This is a genomic window from Paenibacillus sp. J31TS4 (assembly GCF_018403265.1).
Classification (GTDB): domain Bacteria; phylum Bacillota; class Bacilli; order Paenibacillales; family NBRC-103111; genus J31TS4.
The window spans coordinates 1,260,486-1,284,825 of the sequence record NZ_BOSI01000001.1; the positions used below are offsets into that span (position 1 = coordinate 1,260,486).

A 24,340-nucleotide genomic window follows, 5' to 3' on the forward strand; every position below is an offset into this window, starting at 1 on the left:
GAAATGGCATCCATCGCCTTACCAGCCCATCAAGCTTTTTAACTCGTTAACGCTCGCTTCTTCTTTTTTCAGCATTTGCTTGAAGTCTGCGCCCTTGGTCGTGTTGATGTTTAATCCCATGTCGCTCATCTTCTTGACGTGCTCCGGATTTTTCATCGCTTTCTCAAACGCATCTTGGAGCTTGGCGACGATTTGCGGATCCATGCCTTTCGGTCCGGCGATGCCGCGAATGGAGTAATTTTCGATACTTACGCCAACCGCTTCTTTTAACGTCGGCACATCCGGCAGCTGCGGTACGCGATCCGGCATCATGACCGCAAGCACCTTTAATTGTCCTTCTTTCATCGGCTCAACCACTTCCCCGACTTTCGCTATAAGCACGTCGACGTGGCTGCCAAGCACGCTCGTCAATGCCTCTGCCGTACCGCCGAATTGAACCGCTCTCAATTTGGTGCCGAGCTGCTTGTTCATTTGCAGGGAAGCAAAATGGTTGCCCGAGGCGACGCCGTTGCTGCTTGCGGAAAGCTCGTTTTTCTTGGCGTATTCGACCAGATCCTTGATGTTGGAAAACCGTTTGTCGTCCGCGCGGACGGCGATAACGCCGGCATCGAGAACATGGTTAATAATAAAATCGAAGCTGTCCAAGTTCTCTTTGCGCTTCGCCGTCGGATTAACATAACCGGTAATGAGTCCCGGCGTATTTACGTACGCAAGCGTGTAGCCGTCGGGCTTCGCCCCGAGCAGCTCGGAATACCCGATCCATCCGCCCCCGCCCGGCTTATTTTCTACAACGACGGGAACCCCCAGCTCCTTTTCCAATATAGGAGTCAACAAACGCGCACCGAGATCGGTTCCGCCGCCGGCCGCAAACGAAACGATCAGCGTGATGGGCTTTTTCGGATAATCCAACTGCGTGGCACTGGCTTGCGTACCCGTCTGCTCGCCGCCTTTTTTGGAGGCGACCGGCGATTTCGCCGTACAGCCAATCAAAGTTCCTAGTGCCAAAACGCAAACCGCTGTAAGCGCAACCATTTTTTTCATAAAAAATACTCCTCTCATCTATAAAATACGTTTTGTCTCATTGCCCCTGCATAGCCGTAATGACATCCAGCCATTTCGCCGGCGTTTTGCCCTCGAATTTTTCCTTCAGGTTGAAGTCGGAGAGCAAACGCAGCTTATCCCTTGCCGCTTGCGACATTAACGAATCCAAACCGGCTGCCTCCAGCATTTGGATAGAGCCTTCGAGCTCGGTCGCTCTTCTTACGGCGTGGACCGAGGTTCCCGTCACCAGACGGTTCATGCTTTGCTCGAAGCTTTTGCCGTCCATCGTTTCGCTGATCGAGCCAACTACCAAGTCCTCGACCTGGAAACGGTGGGCTGCCTCCAGCATTTCGATCAGAAGAGCCGCGGTGCCTTTCATGTAAATGCTGCGGATTAACTTTACCGCGGAGGCGTCCCCCGGATTTTCACTCACTTTGCTGATTTCCATTCCGTAAGACGACATGTGCCGGATCAGGGCGTCTGTTCCGTCACCGCTTGCAAGGATGGGAACTTTATGCCTGTAGACCGGCAAAGGCCCCATCATGGCCGCATCGACAAAGGAAACTTCCTTCTTTTTGACATTGCCGCTTATTTTGCGTTTTATTTCAGGGTTGGAAGCGGATACATCAACATAAATGCAGCCCTTTTTTAAATGAGGTGTTAATGTACCGCTCACTTCATATGCTTTGTCTGCGGGTACGGCGACGATGAGAATGTCCGCCTGGTCCAGGACCCCCTCCGATTCGGTTTTCAGTTCCACTTTAGCCTTAGACGCTCTCTCTTTTACGAGCGAGCCGAATACAGGATGATTCCACATGGAGTCATAGGCAAGAATGGTTCCAAAACCTTGCTCTTTTAGGCCTGACGACATCTCAAAAGCAGCTTCTCCAAAGCCGATAAATCCCAGTTGCATGTTCACTTATCCTTTCTATCGCTCTCTTCTAGGCTGCTGCACATGGACTACAAGCCGAAAGGCTCCATCTTGTCTTTGAGCCACGCGGGCTCGACATTCCCGCTTCGTATCGCTTGCTTGCGTTTCTCCTCATAGTCCGCTTTTTTCTCGGCCAAGCCCAGCACGTTTTTAATCATGTCTCTCGGTACGACAACAACGCCATCGTCATCGCCGACGATTAAATCGCCCGGCTGTACGGCAACTCCCCCGCACGAGACCGGTGTATTCAGCGTGCCCGGACCGTCCTTATGCGGCCCGTTAGGAACAAAACCTTTGCAAAAAATCGGGAGATTCAATTCGCAAAGCGCCTCACGATCGCGCGCCGCCCCGTCTATAACAATACCTTCCAGCCCTAACGTCTTCGCTGCTTCAGCCATTAGCTCCCCAAGGTAAGCGTTTGCAACATGTCCCTTGCCGTCAGCAACCAATACGAATCCTTTTCCCCCGATGCTAATCGCCTTATGTAGAAAAAGGTTGTCGCCGGGTCTTAAGCTGACGGTCATCGCGGTGCCGAACACTTTCATTCCGGAAGCGGCGGGTTTGATCGCATAATCCATGGCGCCGGCGCAGCCCATTACATCACTGAGCAGGGTCGTATTTAGCAGCTTGGCCCGCTTGATGATGTCATCAGACAATAAAGGTGGCTTAGTCCCGGAGTACAAACTAGTCATTTATGAATCCCCATCTTCCTGTCATAAGTTTCGTGAGTAGTAAATATAACGACATCGATATCGTTATGTAATATTTATTACTCTTTACTTCGTTATAGTAACATCGATTTTTTTTCATGTAAACCCTTTTATTTAGATGTGCCGAACGAAACGAAAAAAACGTCAGGAAACAGGTCCGCTAGGAAGGAACGGCCTTAATTCGCTGACGCGCGATAGTATATAAGGGAGGAATGAACGCCGGACAAATCCATTCAAGTTAAATGATAATTCGTTTCCTTAAGAATCGAATCCAGCTTATCCAGACGCTGTTTTGTTTTCTCCGGGACGTTAATGGCGACTGCGCTTATGATGTAATCGGCGACAAACATCGGGGCGATCACTGAATTATGAAATGCGACGCTGCCCACATTGCAGGGCAGGATAATATCCGAATATTCGGCTAAGGGGGATGAGTAGCTGTCGGTAATCGTTATCACCTGCGCGTTGTTTTCTCTGGCATTTTTTACATATTCGAACACTTTTCTGGCGTATCTGGGAAATGATGTGGCGATCACCAGATCCGAAGAGGTGTAATTGTGGACTCTTTCCGTCCATTCAAAATGATCCGCATGAACCAGATCGCAGTTGCCAAGCAGCCGGTTCAGCCCGTAGGTTAAGCATTGCGCGACCGGAAGACCACTTCTAACGCCGGTGCAATGGATGTGGCCTGCCGAAACGATCATGCTTAACGCTTTGCTTAACGTTTCCCCGGAAACCATTTCCACGGTCGATTGAATGTTGTTAATATGGTTTTCGGCGCAGCGGATCCATAGATCGCTTCTATTTACGTCTTTTAGATTAGCCGCCAGCCGGGTATTCGGATCCGCCCGATTCCGCAAAATTTCCTGAAGCCCTTTTTGAAATTCGGTATAACCCGAATAACCGAGACTGAACGTTAATCTCATAATGGTCGTCGTGCTCGTTCCAACGATACCGGCAAGCTGATCGACCGTCAGGAAAGCGACGTCCACCGGATTTTTAATAATGTAGTCGGCCACTTTGCGCTGCGTTGTCGTCAGCTCGGAAATTTTATTTTTTAACTGAAGGATAGGATTGTCCATAGATTTGCTCCATTTTGTTGTAATTTTTATTACTTTCCAATGAATGCATTGTAACATTTTTATTTTCCCAATAAAAGGGGCTCCCCCACCTGCTCATGCCTATTATGGAAAAACCGGTGATGAGGACATGTAGCATCGAAATATACTAGGCACAAACGTGATTAGGCAGGTGCTTACAAATGACAATCTCCAAGGATACTTTTGTGCCTGGTTTTGTTCCGGAACATAACCATGGGTCTGTTGATTACACTTCCGTCGTCCAAGGTCACGTTCATCAATGTTTGGATGTGACCTCCCCGCCCATTCGGACGGCGGACGGCGGACATATTCATTACACCGAGGGTTATGTCCTGTTTGAAAATGGACACAAGCATTATTACAAAGCATACTCCGGACCTGCCATTCCAGTAGGAAATGGTATGCATGTCCATTACTATGATTTTTATACGTCAACGGATGACGGGCATAATCATCATGTTCAAGGAGTGGATATGCCAGCGCCGGGAACCAAGTAGAGTTTCCAAATAATAATGGCCGAGCAAAAAATGGGTAGGCAATGGTTATCATTGCCTACCCCAATGTATTTTGTGATATTCCATAATTATTGGGATAATGAGGTTGAAAAGCCGCATTGTTCCGTTTGTATTAAATTTATAAGCACTAAGCACTTGGGTTTCAGATTCCCTGTAGAGCCATACGGGAAGCGACAAGTTAATACAGCGTTTAGGGAACTTTGTGCCTTTAAGCAGGTTCGGATCGCTCTCCTGTCCTTAAAAAAGCTTAAAATCCGCTTGTTGAAATGCCAAATTAAGAATAAGTGTGAGATTTCAGATATAAGAAAACGAATCCCACAAAGCTGGGGCGCTCCGTTTTTATTGTTCTAGAAATTATTTAAATCATAAGCCGGTAAAAGCTTAAATTACCGTTTGATGTACGCGTAAAAAGACCACCTACAAACGTAGGTGATCTCTCAGTAATCTGAGTCGATTAGTTCAGTTACCACTAAAACAAATCCATCTGCTCGATCTTCTCTACCATACCCAATCGATCCAGCACCATTGGTTCTTTGTCTTCGAAGTAGGCATGTCTAATTTCTTGATCATGCTTAAGTATCGCCGTCCCTCCGCTCTTCGCATTTCGCAAACGACAACTGTATATGATAGGGAAGTAGTCTCTCAGGAACTTGCCCTCTGTATGGGCTGTCAAGGCAATAATCTGGTAACCAAGCTGATTTGCGATAAAAAAGACTGGCTCTAACACATGGTCACTTGAGGCTTTCCCGAATGGATTATCAAGAATGGCTGATCGATTGTTCGCTTTGGACTTGGCAACATGCTGACGTTTCTCCGAAAGATAACTTTGAATGCCCAGGAACAACGCCATATTCTTGCTCCATTTCTCTCCCCCTGACCATAGGTTGGAAGAAGACCAATCTTCTAAGGCATGACTGACCCTATTATCATTAGAGACCTTTCGAACCTGGACCTTAATGGGAAGATCGCTGATTTTCATGAGCAATTGCTTAGGGTGCAGCCATCGCTCGATATCCCGTCTCACCTTTGCCGTGTCTTCTGTACCATCATCCGTCGTATATTCATTCCCGGCCAACCTCTCACTCATCCACTCTACATGCCTAAATAATCTCTCCTTCGCCTGCTCTTCTTCCCAGACAGGCGCAGAGATAACGATGATAGACTTATACGTATCATCAACACGAACTCGGGTCATCTTCTCTATATTGCTAAGTTCATCACACAGGGTCTTCATATAGACGGTTAATTGCCGTATGAAATGCTTCAAGTCCTTGCTGAATTCCTGCATACCTTGTTCAGCAATCATGGTAGCTCGAGAGATGCCCTCCTTCAACGCGTGTTCCCACTCTCTCATCTCTGGGTAGGTTTTACGCTGATGGATTCCATTTAATGCTGCTTGCCTCAGCTTCTCATTCTTAACCTTCGCTTCTACGAACCTTTCGAAGTTGCGTCTCGCGTGCTGAACGCTGTTCAACTCTATCTCGGCTCTCTTATGAACACGCTCCAACGTTTGAAGAGACTGGGTGAGAAGTCGGTCTTTATCGATCATTTCTAATATCTCTTGACCACTTAGATCTCGTTGCGCAATACGATCAGACAGGAAGTCATATTTTATATTATGTTTATCTAAAGTATTCAGCCACTTCCCCAGCATCGACAACTCAGTGCTGAGTCGCTGCTCCTGCTGCTGGAAAGCTTCCCGTTCTAATCCAAGACGCTCTTCCTTATCTTGCAGATGCTGACGAACAAGATCCAGCGGCATTTCGAAAGGGTGAATCGGAACCCCATATGCTGTGTAAGCATCGATAGCTGTGCTTAACTTCGTCTCCGCCGTATTTTGGTGTAATTGGGCTTCATTTAGTGAAATCTGCTTAACATTCTCGATTCCCTGTAATTCGTTCAACTTGGCCATAGCTTGCTGGATTCGCACAGGACCATCTGGTGGGAACTTACCCTCCGGGTGCGGCAATGGATATTCCCTCAGCTTTATTTGTAGCTGATCAGCTTCCCCTTGATACTGTCGGATCAGCCGTTCGACTGCCTGTCTATCCTTCTCCACCTTCAACAATTGATCTTTGATGAACATTCTTTGTTGAATAAGTGTTTCTTCTGAATCTACAGCTTGGATATATCCATTGAAGGCTTTCAGTTCTCGATAAAGTTCCTCCCCCCTCAGCTCACTGAGCAGCTCGGACATTGCTACTCGTTCTCCCTCTAATTCCTCCAGTATTCGAGCTAAGGATTGTTTTTCATTCTTCAGCCGATCTTCATCCCGCTGCAGAGCATGCAGTTCTTTCCGGCATCCATCCAGTTGGGGAACAATTGTCTTCCATTCCACATCACAGACTTCCCACTCAGCAGCTCGATTGATTTTATCTTTCAACTTTTGTGTCTCTGCTCGCAAGGTGTTCTTCGTATCCGCTAAGGTTTGGATGCGCTTCTCAGTCTCTTTTAAGCTACCAGATAAGCTTTCATGATCATCTCTATAACGAAGAAGCGCTTCTTCACTTTTCTTGTGTTCATTTACATTGCGGGTAAATTCCTCAGATGGATAACGTTCAAGATATTGAGCCAGATGGTTTATCAGCTGGACTACACGATTACGCTCACTTTCGCGCTGCCGAACTGCTTCTACCGCGCTTTGCGCCTCCAGTCCAATTTGGTGCTTCCATTTTGCGAATCCTTCAACTTCTAGCACTTCTGACCAATAACTGGGGATCACTGTGCTGAGTACATAAGGTTCTTCGACGAACATCCTCGCTTCATGTGTCGAAAGAACGATCAATGGGAAGGTACTGTCACTTGAAGATTCTTGTATTTTTTGTTCGACCCAAATTTTATCCTCGGGTTGCACCACAAGGGTCATGGGCCAGAATGGGAAGCGCGCAAAGAGCTCATCCTTAGCAATAATCCCTTCTTCGACTAACCTTCTAGCGAAATCGCTTCCGCTTTCCACTGGCCGGTCACTCGCTTGAATCCACTGGCAAATCCACGGGTCAGCCACGAATGTTTCTAATCCCCCATAGGTGTCCTGCAACCGACTGGAAATTCGTTCCTTCAGCTTCGCTGCTTCCAAGGTTTTTATCTTTTTATCATCCTCTAATTCGAGAACGGATTCGATCTTGCCCTGCTCCAAGTATACATTGGAGCAATTCCTTAACGCATACAAGCTTCGCAGCTCATCAAGCAACCTTTGCTGCTCTTCCATCGCAAGTTTCACAAAATCTGCAGATCGTTGCTGTGAGAGCTCCGTTGTTCGGATGTCTTCCCGCAGCACCTCCAAGAGCTGGAGGATCTCGTCTTTTTCCTTCGTTTTTTGCTGCTCCAGTGCTTCTTGCTCTGCTATACACTGCTCTGTCCCAAGCAGCCGTTGTTTCCATTTTACAACTTCACTATCAACCTGCTGTTCACTGGGTAAGTCCAGTATGTCTAGAGCGATGCGTTCCTTCTGCTTGGTCAGGGATTGAGAGAGGGTCGTCAGTCTAACTATCTGCTTATCTATACTGGCTAGCTCAGCACGTTTATTATCCAATGCTGTCTGCAGCTTACAGTTTTGATCGTTTGTGTTATCGATTTGCCGTTTGACTGCTTCGTACTCCCGAGTAAGGTAACGCTCCTTTCCCTCATATAGATGCTTAAGCTGCCCCATGACTTGTTGGAGCTTCTCTTTCCAGCCTTCCGCGTCATCCTCTTCATCCATGCTTTGAAGCTTATCTTGTTCGGCTTGTAGTTGCGCAGTCTTGCGGTCGTAATCCTGCCTGTCCCTCATGTATCTTAGTTCCAACAGAGTCTGCTCCTGCTCAACCCTCTCACTATGAACTGTATCATATGCTGTCCTCGCGTTCCGAAGCTGGAGAGTTCGAAGCTTATTTTGCTCCGTGTATTCAGCAATGTTGAGTGAGTCCTTCTCCTGCTTTAGCACCAACTCAGAATCCGCAATTTGATTGAGTCTCAATTGCGCATCATTCCAAGCTTGTTCAACCTCTGATCTTTGTGTGGATAATGCTTGGTAATGAGCTTTAACCGTTTGCTTATGCAATGCCAGTTCTCGCTCGACTTGATCCATCCGTTCCATTTGTGACATCATACCTGCAAGCTCAGACTCAATGGCTTTGTTTTCCTCGATTTGCACCTTCAGCTGTTTGTTTTTGCGAAATTGATCTCGATTTTTCTCGAAGGATTCGGCGAATCCTCCCGCCTCGCCGCCAATGGCCTTTTGAACTGTTGGAATAAGCAAGCGATTTACAAGATCGGACGTAGTTTTACAATGCTCGAAGAATGACTCTACATCTCCCTCTCCGCTGTTAATTACAGCCAAAGAATCCCATTCATCGGCCACAATCTTCAGCCTCTGCTCAAGGAAATCACGATAATCTGTAATTGTTGGGAACGTACGAGCCATCAAATTCTTGCGGCTCATTGCTACATAATAATCGTTCATTTCTGAAGCTGATGCTGGACGCGCTTTCTGGTTCGCGTCTAATACGGAAAATGGAATCTTCTCGAGGGAACCCGCATCGTTGGGAGGATACATATATACATATTTATGGGAATCCAGCTTATCGTTTCGAAGGAACAAGGTAACTGCGGTCACAGCATATTGTCTAGGTTTATCTTGGATAATCCACTCAATCGCGATATGGGCATGCGCACTTCCCAAGGATAGTGTTTGCAGTAATTTCCGATCTGCCAGGTTCGTATGCGGAATGACGGCTTGAAGCGCAGTTTGGATAAACACGGTTTTGCCCCCGCCGTTTTCTAACAGGATTGCTGCGTTGTGACCGTCGAAGTAGAACACCTCATCATTATATCGCTTTGCGCCATTCTCATAGACCACATTGGCAAATCTGATTTTAGATATGGCTGGCATTCTGCTCCTCCTCCCGTCGTTCATACTGATACATGAATTGCAGTATGCCGCGGTTATACTCGGATTCCATGAAATAACGTTGGACGATCATCTGTGTCTTCTCCGTTAATTCGTATTCATCTTCTCCGATCTCATGGATAATCCCCTGTTTCTTCATGAAATCGCAAGTTTTATACAAAAAGTTGAAGCGGCTAATGGTACGGCCCGATTGCCTGACAGCTGCTTCCCTAACATCGTTCATCGCATCCCACTTATCTATGATAACAGTCCAATTTACATCGAAGTCTCTCCCATATCGTTGAAGTGCCTCTTCCCCGTGTTCGCTGAGCGTTTCAACCCGTTCACCTACCTTCACCATCCATTCACTGATTGTCAGGAAATCCCGTTGAATCTGAGAAGACTGAAAGCTGCAATAGAACTCACCAATAAACACCAATATGCATAAGTACATCATGTAAACATCAGCATTATTGAACTGGGAACCGAGTTCACGTCTAACTTCTTCTGTGCGAATATGAAAAGGCGAAAATCCTGTCTTAGGAACCAGGTACAGCACTTCACCCGCCTGTACGATTACACAGTCTACCCTCCACGCGAACTTCTCCGTTAAGCTACGTACATCATCATTCATCAAATAAGCTTCAATATCTTTGCCCGCCTGCTTCCCTTCGCTCATCAAACCTGCAAAAAGCTCAAATGCTTGCATGACCGCCTGTTCGCTATAACTCATGCTCCTTCTCCCTTCGGATGATAAGCATATTCTGAATCGTGAATCGCGCCGAAGCCTGTATCGTATCCTCACATTCGGTTACGATCATCAAGTCCCCTTGCACCTGCGACAATGCCCCGTCCAACAGATCTCCCTCACGATCGGCTTCCCAAGCCGCCGGGGAACGTTGGTGCAGCACTAGCCAAAAATCGTAATACGACCTGTGATTTACAATGAATGCGGGCAGCTTCTTCTGAAGCTCTTTCAATTGAATCTCGCGTTCATTGCCCATCGCCTCAAGCACATGTCTCATAATCAGCGAGAAATTACGCTGTTGTGTCAATCGATTCTGCTCCTCTTGCTCATCGTCCTCTTCAGGATAAGCATGACTGGTCGATTCCTGATTCACACTCACACTTCGCTGTCTGTCGAACAACGATAACAGCGACCAGCTTTGATGGCATGCCAATGAAGTGAAGGCACTCGCAAGTCCCTGCGCAGCTACGGGTGGCAAGGGAGACGATACAAGCCGAGAGACAATCTCCTGATCGAAATGGAAGGTCTGCAAGCCAACGCTATATAGTGCCTGTTTCGCAGCATCGATCGCTTTATTTTTTAGAATAATGGATTCGTTCAACAACTGTTGGTGCATATGATGCGCCTCTCCAAGTTCCTTAGAGATCTGAAGGAGCTGTTCGTATGCTCTCAAGTCCTTCTGTGTTTGAAGGTCTCCACTTTGCTTCCTCGTTGTATCCACAACGAAACTATAGAGCTCCCTAAACTCTTCATCCTCACGTTCTAAGCGTTCATGAGTAGCCTTTACTACTTGCAAATACTTCTGGTACGTCTCATCTGAGATAATATTGCGAACAACCTCCAAACCCAAACGCCACATCTGCTCTCGGATCGTCTCCACCGCGATGCGCATTTCGTGAATTTCCGTCAACGCATTGGCAAATTCCCCCTTCTCCAGTTGCTTGCGGATCAACAGTTGGTTTATTGAAATACGAAACTCACTGAAATACTCTTTTGTAGCGAAGACTAGTTCAATTCCTGCTTCATCTAGCGTGTAATACTGCCTTTTTGCGGTCTTGTCAAATCCAGCCGTCTTCAATATGGAATAATGATACACTTCCGTTGCATTCGATTCCCAATCATGATAGACCTCTTCACGCCGTTTACCAGTAGGATCACGATAGGCTTGAATGATCGTTTCTGCAATATCAACAAAGCGATCCCGGCTCAGCTGTAATTGGTTGCCACAGACTTCAAACAAGAAGTCGGCAAGCTCGGGCACGCCTTTCTTCTTCTGACGCTGCAGCATGCACTCGAAGAAGAACAAAAGGGTTAATAAGCCCATGGAAAACCAATCAACATCATCGTCTTCTCCGTTACGCTTACGATATTTTAATCGAAACAGAGGATCCATGATCGCTAGTCTCTTAATTCGCTCCCCATATCCTTTGACCGCATCCTCTACAAGTCGTCCCATGTTTGCCTCCATAGGTGACGAAGTTCCTCCCCTTGCAACGCTTCCTGCGGATAATATCCACCTTCCTCAAGCATACAGCGGATCTTGACCTGCTCTTTTTCAGAAAAGTAATTCATAAATGCGTCTTCTGCTAGCTTGTTCTGCTTCTGATACTGCTTGCCGTAAGTGTAATCCTGATGGAGCAAAGCTTGGTAAAAGGCGACAGCTGGCACTGTTTGTCGTCTCTGATACAGCGTGTACCAGATGGATAACCCTTCACGATCCAGATCACCGAAATAGTACAATTTATGGTCATGATTCGGAAGGTTCAGTTGCTGCTCAAGCTGCAAAATGCTTGCCAGGAATCCCTTCCCCGAGCCATAGATTAATGTAGTAAACGGGGAATCTGCAAGGCAACCAGACAGAGCTGCATAGGCAGACTTATTCTCAACGATCAGGTGAAGATGATGGCTTGAAGCAGCTATTCGTCCCGGATTCACGGCAAGCTTCAACGGTTCCGCTGCTGGCACAACTTGCAGCAATTCATATACTCGGATTCGTTCCAGGAATGCCCGTCCCCCACCCTCATCAATCCATTTTTCATCTTGCACCAATTCGTAGGATCTTTCTGGTGAAAATGCTTCACTTTCTGGAATCCCCTTGTGCTTCAAGTACTCGTGTAATCGATGAATGTATTCCTGGTCTTGCTTCCACACTTCCTCGGACATCGCGAAGTAGCCGGACAGCTGTATCATAGGATGAACATGAACCTGCTTCTGACGAATCTGTTCGTAATAATCCTTCGTTAACCCATGCTTTACCACCCGAAAAGCATATGGCAAATCAAAGGGATTTTTACCATGAGATAGAATCGGCTCGAGGAGCCCCTCTTCTAAGAGCCGATGAATACCCTCTAGAAATTCATCAACCCCCATAGAACCATCTACCATTGCTTCAAGCTCACGCAGCTTCACCGTTTTTTTCTTATATTTAGACAAGTATTTTTTTAATGAGCCGACTAACTCACTCTCTTTATCCATACACCCTCCACCTAACCTACATTACAAAGTGCTGCTGTTTGATTAATTACACCGGCACTATTAATTTATCTATCATTTGAAGCACATCTTCTTTTGTCGGTTCAAACACAGCAACTAGACGGCGAATAACAATCATTGGCGATTTACATCTCTGTATTTACTTCAAACAACTACATCATACAGACTTGTTAATCTAATCTAATTGTTATCGTTTGAGTATATACTTTAAATCCACCTTATTATACAGGTTTCCCTAAGACACTTATTTGTCAGGAAATACATGTTCTCCTACAAAATTTTCCCTCGATACATATTCGTTTGGTTACATTTAATCACCTGCTTCTTCCATATGAAAAAAGCATCATAGAATTGGTGTTAGGAATTTCACTACAAAAAGAGAGACGTCTCATTAATTTGAAACACCTCTTAATTTCATACTTAAATATTCATATTTTATATTGTAGTTGTCCATTGTTACTCCAAATCTTCTTTCAATTTTTTAATAAATTGCTCAGATGTAGAGGAGGTGGCCAATTTTATCCCATAATTTATTTCAGGAAATAACATATGGCCGATTACATAAACCATACCCAACTTTTTTAACTTTTCATTCAGATAATCACCTCGTAAAGAACGCACACAAATACTTGAAATAAAACCTGCAAGTAAATCAGACACTTGTATGGCTGGCTCCTCTAGCGATTTAGCAAATCTTAAAGTTTTTATTCGGTCAAAATGTGTGTACGAGTATGTGCCATCTTGATACTGAAAAATTGCCTTACCCGCATTACGGTGAATATTAAATGTTTCAAGATAAGCTTTCTCTAATTGAGCGATTTCATCATGAAATATTCTAATTTTGTGGATGTTTTGCTGTCTTGCAAAATGCTCCAATAAATTACATAATGCCTCAAAGACCGGATAATTAACCGTTTTTGAGGCTTTCTTTGGGAGGGAAGTCAACCCATATTCTTCTTCCCAAAGTATAGTATCAAGGTGGGGAATCGCACCCCTAACAACATTTGCCAATTCACTTTCTTCTTTTAATTCTAACTCTCTCACAAAAGTTTCGTGTAACCCGTGTAACAAATCCAAGGACGGTCTTTTATATAGTTCTGCATAAGCATCTATAGTACTGTAGCACTTATCATATATTTTTTGAGCAATTTCCTTTTTAACTTTATTTAACCAAGTAAAGTCATCACTTAATTGCTCATTATGTGCCGGGTCAAAAAAAGCCTCGACTAACTTTGCTGCAACTAGATACCGTTTTTCGGCTAAGTAAAAGAATGGAGTAGCATATTGACCTACATGTGTAAAGATTTCTACTAAGAATATTGCCCCCTTGTCAGTTTCAATAATATCTTTAGCCTTTAATTCTTTATTGTAAGGGTAGTATTTCTCCTTGTATTTGTTTACAATTCCATCAACTTTAAAACGCTCTTCTTTTTTAATTAGCCATCCTGCCAATACATAAACCGGCTGATCCTTGTTCCAAAAATCCCCTCCACTATTCCCTGACTCGTCACAATAAAAATCAAATGCGTGCCCCATACTTGCCCACCATTCCATTGTTTAAGTTTGGATAACGAGAAAAATATTGGGAGTTAACGTTTCCTTCTTCTCTTGCTTTTAAACACATTTCTTCCAATTTTGAGTATTAACTTTTTTGCATTTTCATCATCTTGAGAAATTTTATCATCAAATTTTGTAGTGTAATCAAAGATCTTCACATTAAAATTGCCATACTTTATGCCTTTACTGATTTGTTTCCTTCTCTTTTTTTCAAACTCAACTTGTACTGGTTTTTTTAGAAACTTTATAAACTTTTCGGTTGTAATTTCCCCATTGAACTCTGGAAAGACGTTAAATTCAATATGTAATCGTTTAGATATAGCAGTTAAACCCGGTTTTGTTCTTGTAATGAACATACTAAAAGCTGAATAGTCAATAATGAATGTATCATTAACTTTCCTACTTACACCCACAGGGGTTGTAACTATTAATAATTTATAAATCTTCCTAGGAGACCATGAATCTAAAACCCCAAGTTGGGATCTTACTAAATTTAAGTTTTCGCTATAGAATTTTGAAATGGATTGAAGTTGAAGAGTAGCTTCCTCCTTCTTTCCCAAGAGTTCATAAAACCCTCTATGAGTTGTTGGCTGCGAAAAGGCTTTTAACTCGCATAAAAAGAGTTCATTACCTAAGATAAATGCCAAATCACACTGAAAGTCACGTTCTGACCCTTTGTTTATTGATCCGCTTGCAAACAAACTCCCCACGACAATATTTCGCTCCTTTAAATCACTAATTATTCTATCTTCAAACCTTGGACCTTTGAAATCCATATTAGAGTCTTTTTTCAAAAAGTTACACATCAAAACCCTTACTTACATCCATGTTAGCCATGATGGATGGAACAATTAACAATTGATCATCAGTAACATTAAGAAGTGGGGTGTCAAACAGATCAGTATCACCTGGTGAAAACACAAGTCTTTCTATTATCTTAGAAACACTATTTTTATTTATTCCATAATTAATAAATTGTCTTTTTAAATCTTCCTTGCAAACAACCAAACATAAGTTTTGTAATGTGATTAAATCTTCTAGTATTCTATTCTTTAAATGCTCGTTGCTCATAATTTTAAGAACAGTAAATGCCCTAATCCATTCATTAAATGCTACCCCCAAAACCTTATGACCCGTATTGTCCAAAAAGAAATATTCTCTACATGAATGAAAAGTAATTATCTCATCTTTATTAATAAATTTCTCTGGTGCCAGTCTGTTACTTCCGCATGATTCAACTTTATCATTCTCATGATGATGAGCAATCTCAATATTTAACTTTTCACGCCTTGATTCGAATCTAGAACGCGATATTTCATTTTCCATATAATCGGCTTTATTTTTTGGTCTTAGATCTAGAGTTCCACCGGTGCTTTTTATAACGTATGGATGATACCTCCAAAAATCTACAATATCTTTCAAAATGAAGATCTTATCATAAGAGGTAAAGTGTTTTAACGATTCTTTGATATCAGCTTCATTCAAAGAGTAATTAGAATGTAATTGCACTAAACCTCTTAATAAAGCCCATAAGGCTCTCATCACTTTTAGGTACCGGGACAACCAGAAACTTATCAAGCACGCTTTCACCATCCTAACCTTGCTGTTAAGAAGTAATGTAAAGAAATAATACCAAAACAACTTTTTAGATAGATATACCAAACAAACAAAAAAATGGTCAGGCATTAATTATGCCTGACCAACTTGTATGGATATTCTTACTTATGAATAAATATTCAAATCTAAATGATTTTGCAACAAACTGTCTAATGAATTTGGAGTCGATTCTAAAGAATTTCACATTTTTTTGAATTCTATCCAGTCCTTCTTATCTTACGAGCACTTGCTATAGCCGCAGTTCGTGCAGTTTTTGCAGCCTTCCATGTTCACGAGGCTGATCGAGCCGCAGGACGGGCAGATGTCCTTGCTGCTGACGCCGTCAATCTCATGGTGCGAAGCCGCCGGGTATTCCGTCGTAGCGGCGATCGGGGCCTCCGGCTCTTCTACGGGAGCCGAAGCCGCCGCTGCGTGGGCGTCCGCCGCCTGGAGGTGGATCTCCAGCGCTTTGGCGACCGCATCCGCGATCGATTCGACGCGGTTGACGCCGAAGCCGATGGCGCCGGAGCCGCCGATGCCCTTCAGATGCTTGATGAGCAGCTCCACTTTGTTGCCGTGGTCGCCGTAGCGGAGGAACAGCGAGCAGACGCGGCCGAGCGCTTCGGACATCGCGAAGACATCGGAGCCGGCTTTGCCTACGTTCAGGAAGATCTCGCCCGGTGTGCCGTTCAGGTCGTTGATCGTGATGTACGCCATACCGAACGGCGTATTCACTTTATAGGTAGCGCCGCGCAGTACCTGCGGGCGGCTCTTGTATTGCTTGTCGACGACGTTAGTCTTCGGAGCCGCGGTCGCAAGAGCGTTCAGCGAGGCGGATTCCGATGCGCTGCCGGCGGCTACCGCTTCCTCGGCGGATGCGGGCTTCTCGGCTTCTGCCGCTGGAGCAGCGTCGTCTTTCTTCTTCTCCGTGCTCAGTACCTGGACGTCACGGCTGCCGTCGCGGTAGATCGTAACGCCTTTGCAGCCAAGGTCGAACGCCAGCTCGTACAGCTCCTTGGTCTCTTCCACGGTGAAGTCGGACGGGCAGTTCGCCGTCTTGGAGATCGAGCTGTCTACCCAGCGCTGGATCGCGGCCTGCACGCGGATGTGATCCTTCGCAGACAGATCCATCGATGTTACGAAGTGTTCCGGCAGCTCTTGGCCCGGGTTAGCGTCCTTCCACTCCTGGGCGATCGGCACGTATTGCTTGTCGAAGCCAAGACGGCTCTGCCGGAAGAATTCGAAGGCAAAGTAAGGCTCGATCCCAGTCGATGTACCGACCATCGTCCCCGTGCTGCCGGTCGGCGCCTGGGTGATGACGGTGACGTTGCGCATGCCGTTCTTCTGGATCGCCGCGCCCACTTCCGGATACTCGCTCACCATGTTCTTCATGAAGCCGCTCTGCAGGAATTTGTCCGCCTCGAAGTGCGGGAACGCACCCTTCTCTGCTGCGATCTCGGAGGAGGCCAGGTACGATTCTTTAGCGATGAAGCCGTACAGCTTATCCAGGAATTCGAGCGATTCCGGGCTGCCGTAACGGATACGCAGCTTGATCATCAGCTCGGCCAGACCCATGGAACCGAGACCGACACGGCGCTCGCCCTGCTGGTTCTTCTCGTTTTCCGGGAAGTGGTAAGGCGTCTTGTCGATGACGTTGTCCAGGAAACGGGTCGAGTAGCGGACCACGGTACCGAGCTCGTCCCAAGCGACGTCGTCGTTCTCCTCGTCGTAGAACTTGGACAGGTTGAGCGCGGACAGGTTGCAGACGCCCCATGCCGGGAGGCCCTGCTCGCCGCAAGGATTCGTACAGATGATCGGGTTGAAGTACCAGCTGTTGGACATCTGGTTGTAGTATTCCATGAAGACGACACCCGGCTCCGCGGATTTCCAGGCGGATTCGATGATCGTATGCCAGACGTCACGGGCACGAACGGTCCGATACGTCTTCACCGGACGGCCGTCGGCCTTCCACTTGGCGAGATCGCCGTCCCATACGTCGTTGTAATCGTCCATCGTCGTATCCGGGAAGACGAGTTCCCATTCCAGATCTTCCTTGACCGCCTTCATGAAGTCGTTGCTGACGCAGACGGACAGGTTGGCGTTGGTAATCTGGCCCATCGTCGACTTGACGGTGATGAAGTCGAGCAGGTCCGGATGCCAGTCGTTGATCATGAGCATGAGCGCACCGCGGCGGCTGCCGCCCTGCTCGATCAGGCCGGTCGTGTAGCTGAACAGGCCGCCCCACGATACGGCACCGCTCGAAGAGCCGTTGACGCCCTTGACGACCGCGCGCCGCGGACGGAGCGAGGACAGGTTGATGCCGACGCCGCCTCCGCGGGACATGATCTCGGTCATTTCGGACAGCGTCTCCATGATGCCTCCGCGGCTGTCATGCGGCGACGGAACGACGTAGCAGTTGAAAAGCGTCAGCTCATCGCTCGCGTCGGCGCCTGCCGCGATCCGGCCGCCCGGGACGAGCTTCCAGTCGTCGAGAATGTAGCGGAACTTCTCTTTCCACTCTGCTTGCTTGTCCGCGCTCTTCTCAACGGACGCCATTGCGCCGGCGAGACGGTCCCACAGCTGATCAGGCGTCTTCTCCTTCGTCAGCGTCAGCTTCTCGATCGTCGACTCGTGAATCTCGCCGCTGCGCAGCTTGATCGTCACGTTCCGTCCGTCGCGCGCGATAACCTCGCCGACTTCCTTCGCCGGGAATTTGGGGTCGTCCTTGGTCAGGACGAGAACCGTGTCGCCTACCTGGGTGTTGCTTGTATCGGCATCTTTCATTGCATATCGATCAAGAAAAATCTTCTCGCTTAAACCTTCCAAACGCTTGCCTTGTACTGTTTCCATTGGGCACAACCTCCTATGAAAGATGAATCCATATAACCAACCGCAATCGCTGCCACCTGAAATTGTATGTACAATTTTACAAGATGTTGTGTGCGAAATCCATTATACAGCACTAGATCTAGTATATCTAATAAACAGACTGCCATTCTGCCGCGCTCGCGCCGACACGTTCCCCGTTTTTCTTCCGTTTTCTCTAGCAATCTCTCTTTTTGTTTTTTGGGAAGCTTTTCCATGAAGAGTCATGCCCGAACGCGCCGAAAAAAAGGGCCGGCGCCCTGTCTTGACAGCGGGCAAACGCCCATGTCATTTTAAACATAAACCCGCCTGCAAGAAACAGGGCAAACATTCCCATACTAGTTGGAACGAGGAAACACCGCGCGGGCGGCCCGCCTACACAGGACCGACACGCGGCCCCACCAAAAGGAGGCATGCTCCGTGATTTTATTCAACGGTCGGATCGTGGAGGACGATCAAGTCGCCATCTCCCCTACGGATCGAGGCTACAATTTCGGCGACGGGATCTACGAAGTATTCCGGATCTACGGCGGCCAGCTGTTCGAGCGCGAGGCGCACATGGCTCGTTTGTCCCGTAGCGCGGCCGCCATCCGGCTGCGGCTCCCCTGGACGATCGACGAGCTGGACCGCCAGCTGCGCCAGCTGATGGAGGCGCAGCCTGTCGATAACGGTACGCTGTACATCCAGATCACCCGCTGCGCCGCCCCGCGCAATCATGCGTTCCCGGCTCAGGGAGAGGCGGTTGTTGTCGCGTTCATCCGTGAGCTGCCGCGCCCCGTGGCCGCCCTAGAGAACGGCATACAGGCTGTCACGATGGAGGACATCCGCTGGCTGCGCTGCGACATCAAATCGCTGAACCTGCTGCCGAACGTGCTGGCGAAGCAGGAAGCGCTCGACCGCGGCGCGGGAGAGGCGATCTTTCACCGCGGCGCGACGGTCACCGAGTGCAGCTCTTCGAACTTCATGGCCGTCAAGGACGGCATCGTCTACACGCATCCCGCGACGAACCTGATTCTGCACGGCGTGACGCGCGGGGTACTGCTCCAGCTCGCGGCGCAGCAGGGCATCGCCGTCGTTGAGCGGCCGTTCGACCTCGCGTTCCTGGCGCAGGCCGACGAGGCGTTCCTGTCCGGCACGACGTCGGAGATTACGCCGATTGTCGGCATCGACGGCCGCCCGGTCGGGGACGGAGCGCCCGGCCCGGTCACGCGGCGGCTGCAGCAGGCGTTCGAGCGCCGCGTGCAGGCGTGCGCGGACGGCAAGCCGGAGTAGCGTCCCTTGCGCGTGCGAAGCGGTCTGGTGGTCCGGCGGCATCTCCGGCCGGACCCACAAGGCCGCTTCCCCGCCGCTCGCCGGACGCATAAGGCCGTGTCCCCTTAGCACCCAGCCGCCCGCTTTGCCGGGCCTGTCTTCTCCGCCGCACCGTCCGAAGCTAATCGGCATCCGATACCATCAGGCCAAGCTAACGGCCTTCCGCCAATCCGGAAGGCCGTTTTTTAATTCCAAGAGGCTTAGTCGCCTGCTGCTGCGGGACGAGCTCTACGCCCCTGAACAGTTCCCCCGCCTTTCGGCAGTCCGGGACGGCCGCTTGTCCGATGCATTAGGCTCCCGCCGCTAGCGTTCGTCATCGGCGAAGCCCTTAACGGACTCCGAGAGGCTGCCGGCGCCTTACCGGCGGGCGTTCCACGCGTCCGTGGCGTACTTCTCCTCCGCCAAGGTCGCGGCGAGCTCCCGCTCGTAAGGAGTCAGCTCCTCCTCGACGAGACGGATGCCCATCCCCTCCTCGATGCCGCGGGCGAACGCCTCCTCCACCTGCGCCAGCCCGACCGATGGCCGGCCGGTCGCCTGCAGCAGCTCGTTGATCGCCACAGCCTTGCGGCTGAAGCTCTCCTCGAGCCGGGCACGCAGCGCGTCCGTTCGGAACGTCAGCAGCGAGAACAGCCGCGGGATGTCGAGGTCGAGCAGGATCGAGCCGTGCTGGAGCACGACGCCCCGCTGGCGCATCTGTGCGCTGCCGGCAACCTTGCGCCCCTCGACGACTAGCTCGTACCACGACGGTGAGTCGAAGCAGGCAGCCGAGCCCATCGCGTCGTACTTCGCCTTCTCTTCCTCGCTCGCCAGGTTGACCATATGTGCGTCGAGGCCGAGGTTCAGGAAGCCGTTGAGCAGTCCCTGGCTGAGTACCCGGTACGCCTCCGTGACGCGCTTGGGCAGGCCCGGATACTCCTCGTTCACGATCATGCTATACGTGAGCTCGCTGTCGTGAAGCACGGCGCGTCCGCCGGTCGGCCGCCGGACGAAGCCGAGCCCCTGACGGCCGATCTCCTCCGTCTTGACGTCGCTGCCCTTTTGAAAGTAGCCGATGCTGACCGCCGCCGGCTCCCAGCCGTAGAAACGGAGCGTCGGACCAACTCTTCCTTCGCTGTGGGCGATCAAAATCGCCTCGTCTATCGCCATATTGTCCGCGGGCGAGCCGGAGCCCGACCGGATGAATCGCCATGTTGTTGTTTCCATCAAAACCCAAATCCTTTCCTATGTCCCTCTCGCGGAAAGCCGATTCTTCCATCATAGCGAATTCCTTGCCGATTTTCCACAGGAAATCCTGCCTGTTGTAGCCGTGGACCCCTTCCTCCTTTCCTGGCTCTAAGCACGCGGGCTAGTCAGGCTGCCTCCTTTCGATCTGCGCGGTTTCGGTGGACTCCGCCTCACCCCTTCCGCGACTGCCCGCCCCACCTCTCCCGGTATGTCCCGCCGCTCCCGGCCCGTTCGTTATGAAAACCCAGCTTTTGGTTCATACTAAGCAAAAGATTGTGCCCGGCGAACGAGAATGAGAGGGCACCAGGGAGGACTCTTATGCGCAAACCCGATCAGACGGACCCGGTAAGACCTCTCCATGACCGGCTGCAGCTGCATTTTGACCGCTCGTGGCAGGAAGAGTGGGAGGCGCGTCTCGACAAGAACGGACCATGGGACGACTGGACGCTCTACCAGCTCGCTTATGAGGCCGAGCGGGCGAGCCTCGTCTCGAGCTTTGACGAGCTCCAGTGCCTGGCCCACCTCGGGCAGCTGAAGCCGATGGGCCACCAGATCGACACGGCCCGCAAGGTGCTGCACGAGATGAGAGGCCGCGCCATCCTGGCCGACGAGGTCGGCCTCGGCAAGACGATCGAAGCAGGCCTCATTCTGAAGGAATACATGGTGCGCGGCCTCGTCCGCAAAGCGCTCATCCTCGTGCCCGCCTCCCTCGTGCTCCAGTGGGTCCGCGAGCTGAACCAGAAGTTCGGCATCCCGGCGGCGGCACAGAAAAAAGAGTATATGTGGCGGCAGTGCGACGTCATCGTCGCTTCCATCGATACCGCCAAGCGCGATCCTCACCGCGACATCGTCATGGGCATGGAGTACGACATGCTTATCGTGGACGAGGCGCACAAGCTCAAGAACAAGAAGACGACCAATTACAAATTTATCAACGAGCTGCGCAAAAAATACTGCCTCCTCCTGACGGCAACGCCCATCCAGAACGATCTCGGCGAGCTGTATAACCTCATTACCTTGCTCAAGCCCGGTCAGCTCGGCGGTCAAGGCAGCTTTCAGAGCAATTTTGTCGTGGACAAACGCATCCCCAAAAACGAGGACCAGCTCCAGCAGGAGCTATCCAAGGTGATGATCCGTAACCGGCGCGGCGACGGCGGCATCTCGTTCACGAAGCGGCACGTCAACAATTTTCTCCTCACGCTCTCGCCCGAGGAGCAGAAGCTCTATGACGGCGTGACCAATTTTGTCAAAGGGCGGTACGAGGAGTCCCAGGGGCAGCTCAGCTCCATCCTGTCGCTCGTGACGCTGCAGCGCGAGGTGTGCAGCAGCCGTGACGCCGTGTTCGTATCGCTCGTCAATCTGTTCAAGAAGACGGCGGAGGATTCGCCATTGCGTCCGCGTATCTGGGAGCTCGTCGAGATGATCCGGGGCATTGAGGCGAATACCAAGGGCGAGAAGGTCATCGAGCTGATCGGAGACATCAAGGAAAAGGTCATCATCTTCACCGAATACCGGGCGTCCCAGGAATACCTCCTCAACTTTTTGAAGTCGCACGGACTGACGGCGGTTCCTTACCGGGGCGGCATGAATCGGGGCAAAAAGGACTGGATGATGGACCTGTTCCGCAACCGGGCCCAGGTGCTGGTTGCCACCGAGGCGGGCGGCGAGGGAATCAACCTCCAGTTCTGCAACCATATCGTCAATTTCGACCTGCCCTGGAACCCGATGCGGGTGGAGCAGCGGATCGGCCGCGTCCATCGGCTCGGCCAGGAGAAGGACGTCCACATTTACAATCTGTCGACCAAAGGGACGATCGAGGAGCATATCCTCTCCCTGCTGCACGAGAAAATCAACATGTTCGAGCTCGTCATCGGCGAGCTGGACGTTATTTTGGAGCGGATGGGCAAGAAAGCGACCTTGGAGAGCGATCTGCTCAAGGTGCTGCTCGAGTCGGGCAACGACGACGAGATCCGCCTCAAGCTGGACGACATCGGGCGCAGCTTTCGCGGAGCGATGGAGGAGGCGGACGAGCAGGCCGCACCGCTCAAGAAGGTCATGGACCGGATGGCCGACAAGACCCAGAAGAAAGCAGGGAGCCGATCGTGAATACGAAGCAGATTCAGAGGTTCGTGCTCAAGTATCTCGAGGCGACCGGCAGCCAGATCATCGAGAAAGGACATGCCCACGTCACCGTCAAGCTGTCGCCCGAGGCGGACCGGGAGCTCACCAACCGCTCGTATTACTGGAACTTTGTGGAGCGCACCGGCGTGGAGCCCGAGACGATGACCTTTACCTTCATCTTCGACCCGGAGGCGCATCAGGCGGCGCAGACCGGGATCGGGGGCGGGCAGCCGGCCGGCCTGCCTCCTTCCGGGGCACCGACACTTGGCGGTGGGGCCGCGCCCCCGACGCCGGGAGCGGCAGGCGCCGGTCCGACAGGCCCGCGGGGCGCCCATACGGGAGTCGGTCCGACGGGCGGTTCGGCTGGTGCCGCTGGACCCGGAGCGGCAGGCGGTTCGGCGCCCGGTTCCACTGGCGCTGCTGCGCTCGGACCCGCGTCCGCTCCCGCCGGGGCGCCGGCGGCTGGGACGGCAGGCACCGGCCAGCCGTCGGAGAGCATCCTCGGCCGCTATTTCGGCTTCGTGCCGACGTCGCCGGTCAGCCGCGTCCCGCAGGACGTGCTCACCTACGGCAGCCGCCGGCTCGAACAGATATTTGCCGTCGTGCGCGGCAAGGGCCGGTTCATTCGCCTTTTCGAGGACCTGAAGGCGGCGCGCAGCGTCCCGCTTTCCCAAGGCTATTCCTCCTGGTTCGGCGTCAACTTCAAGGTCCAGCTCGCCTGTGACATGAAACGGGATGAGCTGCACTCACTCGGGTTCGATCTAGCGACCGGCGAGATCGTCGAGCAGTTCCACGACTCCTTGACCGGCCGGAGGCTGACGCCCAAGCTTCCGGTCAACGTTCACGTGCTGCCGACCCGATTCACCCCCGCCAAGGCGATGATCCTGCTGGAGAATTATCTGGAGAAGGTGCTGCGGCGTTACGACCATACGTGGGCGGAGCAGGCCGCGGAGCGGCTGGAGGACGAGCTGAGGCGCATCGATGAGTATTATCTCGATCTGCTCAAGGCGGCGGACGAGTCCCTCCGACCGGACATCGAGCAGCAGTACCGCAACCGCCAGCAGGAGATCGACTGGCAGTACCGGCCTCGGGTGACCGCATCCGTCATAAACTGCGGGATCTTTCATCTCCAGGGAAGACCGGGCCCAGCAATTGACGAAAATCGCTAAAAGCCTTCAGAAATAGAAGCGCCCGCGCCTAGACGGACGAACACGTTTAAACAAACTTCTCCCGGTGGCTCTAGTAAACTGGTAACAGCTCT

17 protein-coding genes are annotated in these 24,340 nt (G+C 50.2%); 4 read left to right on the forward strand and 13 right to left on the reverse strand.

Going from position 1 to position 24,340, the window contains the following annotated elements; genetic code table 11:
• Positions 1-18: 18 nt before the first annotated feature.
• The 4 genes from KJS47_RS05780 to KJS47_RS05795 all read right to left on the reverse strand — a co-directional run bounded on the left by KJS47_RS05780 (position 19) and on the right by KJS47_RS05795 (position 3,764).
• Positions 19-1,041: a tripartite tricarboxylate transporter substrate binding protein gene (locus KJS47_RS05780; RefSeq protein ID WP_213523579.1), complete on the reverse strand. Its 1,023-nt coding sequence runs from the start codon at positions 1,039-1,041 to the stop codon at positions 19-21.
• Between the two features lie 37 nt (positions 1,042-1,078).
• Entirely contained in the window at positions 1,079-1,954 is an 876-nt protein-coding gene (locus tag KJS47_RS05785; protein ID WP_213523581.1) for a prephenate dehydrogenase/arogenate dehydrogenase family protein, read from the reverse strand.
• Between the two features lie 47 nt (positions 1,955-2,001).
• Positions 2,002-2,664, reverse strand: a complete 663-nt coding sequence (locus tag KJS47_RS05790; protein ID WP_213523583.1) for an RraA family protein — start codon at positions 2,662-2,664, stop codon at positions 2,002-2,004.
• 251 nt (positions 2,665-2,915) lie between these two features.
• Positions 2,916-3,764 carry a MurR/RpiR family transcriptional regulator gene (locus KJS47_RS05795; RefSeq protein WP_213523585.1) on the reverse strand — a complete coding sequence of 283 codons (849 nt, stop codon included), beginning with the start codon at positions 3,762-3,764 and terminating at the stop codon, positions 2,916-2,918.
• Between the two features lie 179 nt (positions 3,765-3,943).
• Between KJS47_RS05795 and KJS47_RS05800 the strand changes: the two genes are divergently transcribed.
• Positions 3,944-4,279: a YmaF family protein gene (locus KJS47_RS05800; RefSeq protein WP_213523586.1), complete on the forward strand. Its 336-nt coding sequence runs from the start codon at positions 3,944-3,946 to the stop codon at positions 4,277-4,279.
• A 487-nt stretch (positions 4,280-4,766) separates the two neighbouring features.
• Here the strand turns inward: KJS47_RS05800 and KJS47_RS05805 are convergent, their stop codons facing one another.
• The 8 genes from KJS47_RS05805 to KJS47_RS05840 form a co-directional block, all read right to left on the reverse strand.
• Positions 4,767-9,167 (reverse strand): coiled-coil domain-containing protein, encoded by a 4,401-nt coding sequence (locus KJS47_RS05805; RefSeq protein WP_213523588.1) that lies wholly within the window; start codon positions 9,165-9,167, stop codon positions 4,767-4,769.
• Positions 9,151-9,897 (reverse strand): DUF6063 family protein, encoded by a 747-nt coding sequence (locus tag KJS47_RS05810; RefSeq protein ID WP_213523590.1) that lies wholly within the window; start codon positions 9,895-9,897, stop codon positions 9,151-9,153. Before KJS47_RS05810 ends, KJS47_RS05805 begins: the two co-directional genes overlap by 17 nt.
• Positions 9,887-11,380, reverse strand: a complete 1,494-nt coding sequence (locus tag KJS47_RS05815; RefSeq protein ID WP_213523592.1) for a replicative DNA helicase — start codon at positions 11,378-11,380, stop codon at positions 9,887-9,889. Before KJS47_RS05815 ends, KJS47_RS05810 begins: the two co-directional genes overlap by 11 nt.
• Positions 11,353-12,387 carry a Wadjet anti-phage system protein JetD domain-containing protein gene (locus KJS47_RS05820; protein WP_213523594.1) on the reverse strand — a complete coding sequence of 345 codons (1,035 nt, stop codon included), beginning with the start codon at positions 12,385-12,387 and terminating at the stop codon, positions 11,353-11,355. Before KJS47_RS05820 ends, KJS47_RS05815 begins: the two co-directional genes overlap by 28 nt.
• A gap of 474 nt (positions 12,388-12,861) precedes the next feature.
• Complete coding sequence (locus tag KJS47_RS05825) at positions 12,862-13,941, reverse strand: DUF3800 domain-containing protein (protein ID WP_213523596.1); 1,080 nt, start codon at positions 13,939-13,941, stop codon at positions 12,862-12,864.
• Positions 13,942-13,994: 53 nt separating this feature from the next.
• Positions 13,995-14,738 (reverse strand): hypothetical protein, encoded by a 744-nt coding sequence (locus KJS47_RS05830; protein WP_213523597.1) that lies wholly within the window; start codon positions 14,736-14,738, stop codon positions 13,995-13,997.
• A gap of 22 nt (positions 14,739-14,760) precedes the next feature.
• Positions 14,761-15,540 carry a hypothetical protein gene (locus tag KJS47_RS05835; RefSeq protein ID WP_213523599.1) on the reverse strand — a complete coding sequence of 260 codons (780 nt, stop codon included), beginning with the start codon at positions 15,538-15,540 and terminating at the stop codon, positions 14,761-14,763.
• Between the two features lie 255 nt (positions 15,541-15,795).
• Positions 15,796-18,408, reverse strand: a complete 2,613-nt coding sequence (locus KJS47_RS05840; RefSeq protein WP_213523602.1) for an adenosylcobalamin-dependent ribonucleoside-diphosphate reductase — start codon at positions 18,406-18,408, stop codon at positions 15,796-15,798.
• A gap of 435 nt (positions 18,409-18,843) precedes the next feature.
• Here KJS47_RS05840 and dat point away from each other — a divergent pair, with 435 nt between their 5' ends.
• Positions 18,844-19,695, forward strand: a complete 852-nt coding sequence (gene dat, locus KJS47_RS05845; protein ID WP_213523604.1) for a D-amino-acid transaminase — start codon at positions 18,844-18,846, stop codon at positions 19,693-19,695.
• A 396-nt stretch (positions 19,696-20,091) separates the two neighbouring features.
• On the opposite strand, the gene KJS47_RS05850 is transcribed toward dat, so the two are convergent.
• Positions 20,092-20,937 (reverse strand): lipoate--protein ligase family protein, encoded by an 846-nt coding sequence (locus KJS47_RS05850; RefSeq protein WP_213523606.1) that lies wholly within the window; start codon positions 20,935-20,937, stop codon positions 20,092-20,094.
• 339 nt (positions 20,938-21,276) lie between these two features.
• Between KJS47_RS05850 and KJS47_RS05855 the strand changes: the two genes are divergently transcribed.
• On the forward strand, positions 21,277-23,064 hold the full coding sequence (locus tag KJS47_RS05855; RefSeq protein WP_213523608.1) for a DEAD/DEAH box helicase: 1,788 nt from the start codon (positions 21,277-21,279) through the stop codon (positions 23,062-23,064).
• Positions 23,061-24,248 (forward strand): YqhG family protein, encoded by a 1,188-nt coding sequence (locus KJS47_RS05860; protein WP_306433010.1) that lies wholly within the window; start codon positions 23,061-23,063, stop codon positions 24,246-24,248. Before KJS47_RS05855 ends, KJS47_RS05860 begins: the two co-directional genes overlap by 4 nt.
• Positions 24,249-24,340: the final 92 nt, after the last annotated feature.

Excerpts from the sequence above, each read along its gene's own strand:
- KJS47_RS05780 (WP_213523579.1), bottom strand. The coding sequence starts at position 1,041 with ATGAAAAAAATGGTTGCGCTTACAGCGGTTTGCGTTTTGGCACTAGGA.
- KJS47_RS05785 (WP_213523581.1), bottom strand. The coding sequence starts at position 1,954 with ATGCAACTGGGATTTATCGGCTTTGGAGAAGCTGCTTTTGAGATGTCG.
- KJS47_RS05790 (WP_213523583.1), bottom strand. The coding sequence starts at position 2,664 with ATGACTAGTTTGTACTCCGGGACTAAGCCACCTTTATTGTCTGATGAC.
- KJS47_RS05795 (WP_213523585.1), bottom strand. The coding sequence starts at position 3,764 with ATGGACAATCCTATCCTTCAGTTAAAAAATAAAATTTCCGAGCTGACG.
- KJS47_RS05800 (WP_213523586.1), top strand. The coding sequence starts at position 3,944 with ATGACAATCTCCAAGGATACTTTTGTGCCTGGTTTTGTTCCGGAACAT.
- KJS47_RS05805 (WP_213523588.1), bottom strand. The coding sequence starts at position 9,167 with ATGCCAGCCATATCTAAAATCAGATTTGCCAATGTGGTCTATGAGAAT.
- KJS47_RS05810 (WP_213523590.1), bottom strand. The coding sequence starts at position 9,897 with ATGAGTTATAGCGAACAGGCGGTCATGCAAGCATTTGAGCTTTTTGCA.
- KJS47_RS05815 (WP_213523592.1), bottom strand. The coding sequence starts at position 11,380 with ATGGAGGCAAACATGGGACGACTTGTAGAGGATGCGGTCAAAGGATAT.
- KJS47_RS05820 (WP_213523594.1), bottom strand. The coding sequence starts at position 12,387 with ATGGATAAAGAGAGTGAGTTAGTCGGCTCATTAAAAAAATACTTGTCT.
- KJS47_RS05825 (WP_213523596.1), bottom strand. The coding sequence starts at position 13,941 with ATGGGGCACGCATTTGATTTTTATTGTGACGAGTCAGGGAATAGTGGA.
- KJS47_RS05830 (WP_213523597.1), bottom strand. The coding sequence starts at position 14,738 with ATGGATTTCAAAGGTCCAAGGTTTGAAGATAGAATAATTAGTGATTTA.
- KJS47_RS05840 (WP_213523602.1), bottom strand. The coding sequence starts at position 18,408 with ATGGAAACAGTACAAGGCAAGCGTTTGGAAGGTTTAAGCGAGAAGATT.
- KJS47_RS05850 (WP_213523606.1), bottom strand. The coding sequence starts at position 20,937 with ATGGAAACAACAACATGGCGATTCATCCGGTCGGGCTCCGGCTCGCCC.
- KJS47_RS05855 (WP_213523608.1), top strand. The coding sequence starts at position 21,277 with ATGCGCAAACCCGATCAGACGGACCCGGTAAGACCTCTCCATGACCGG.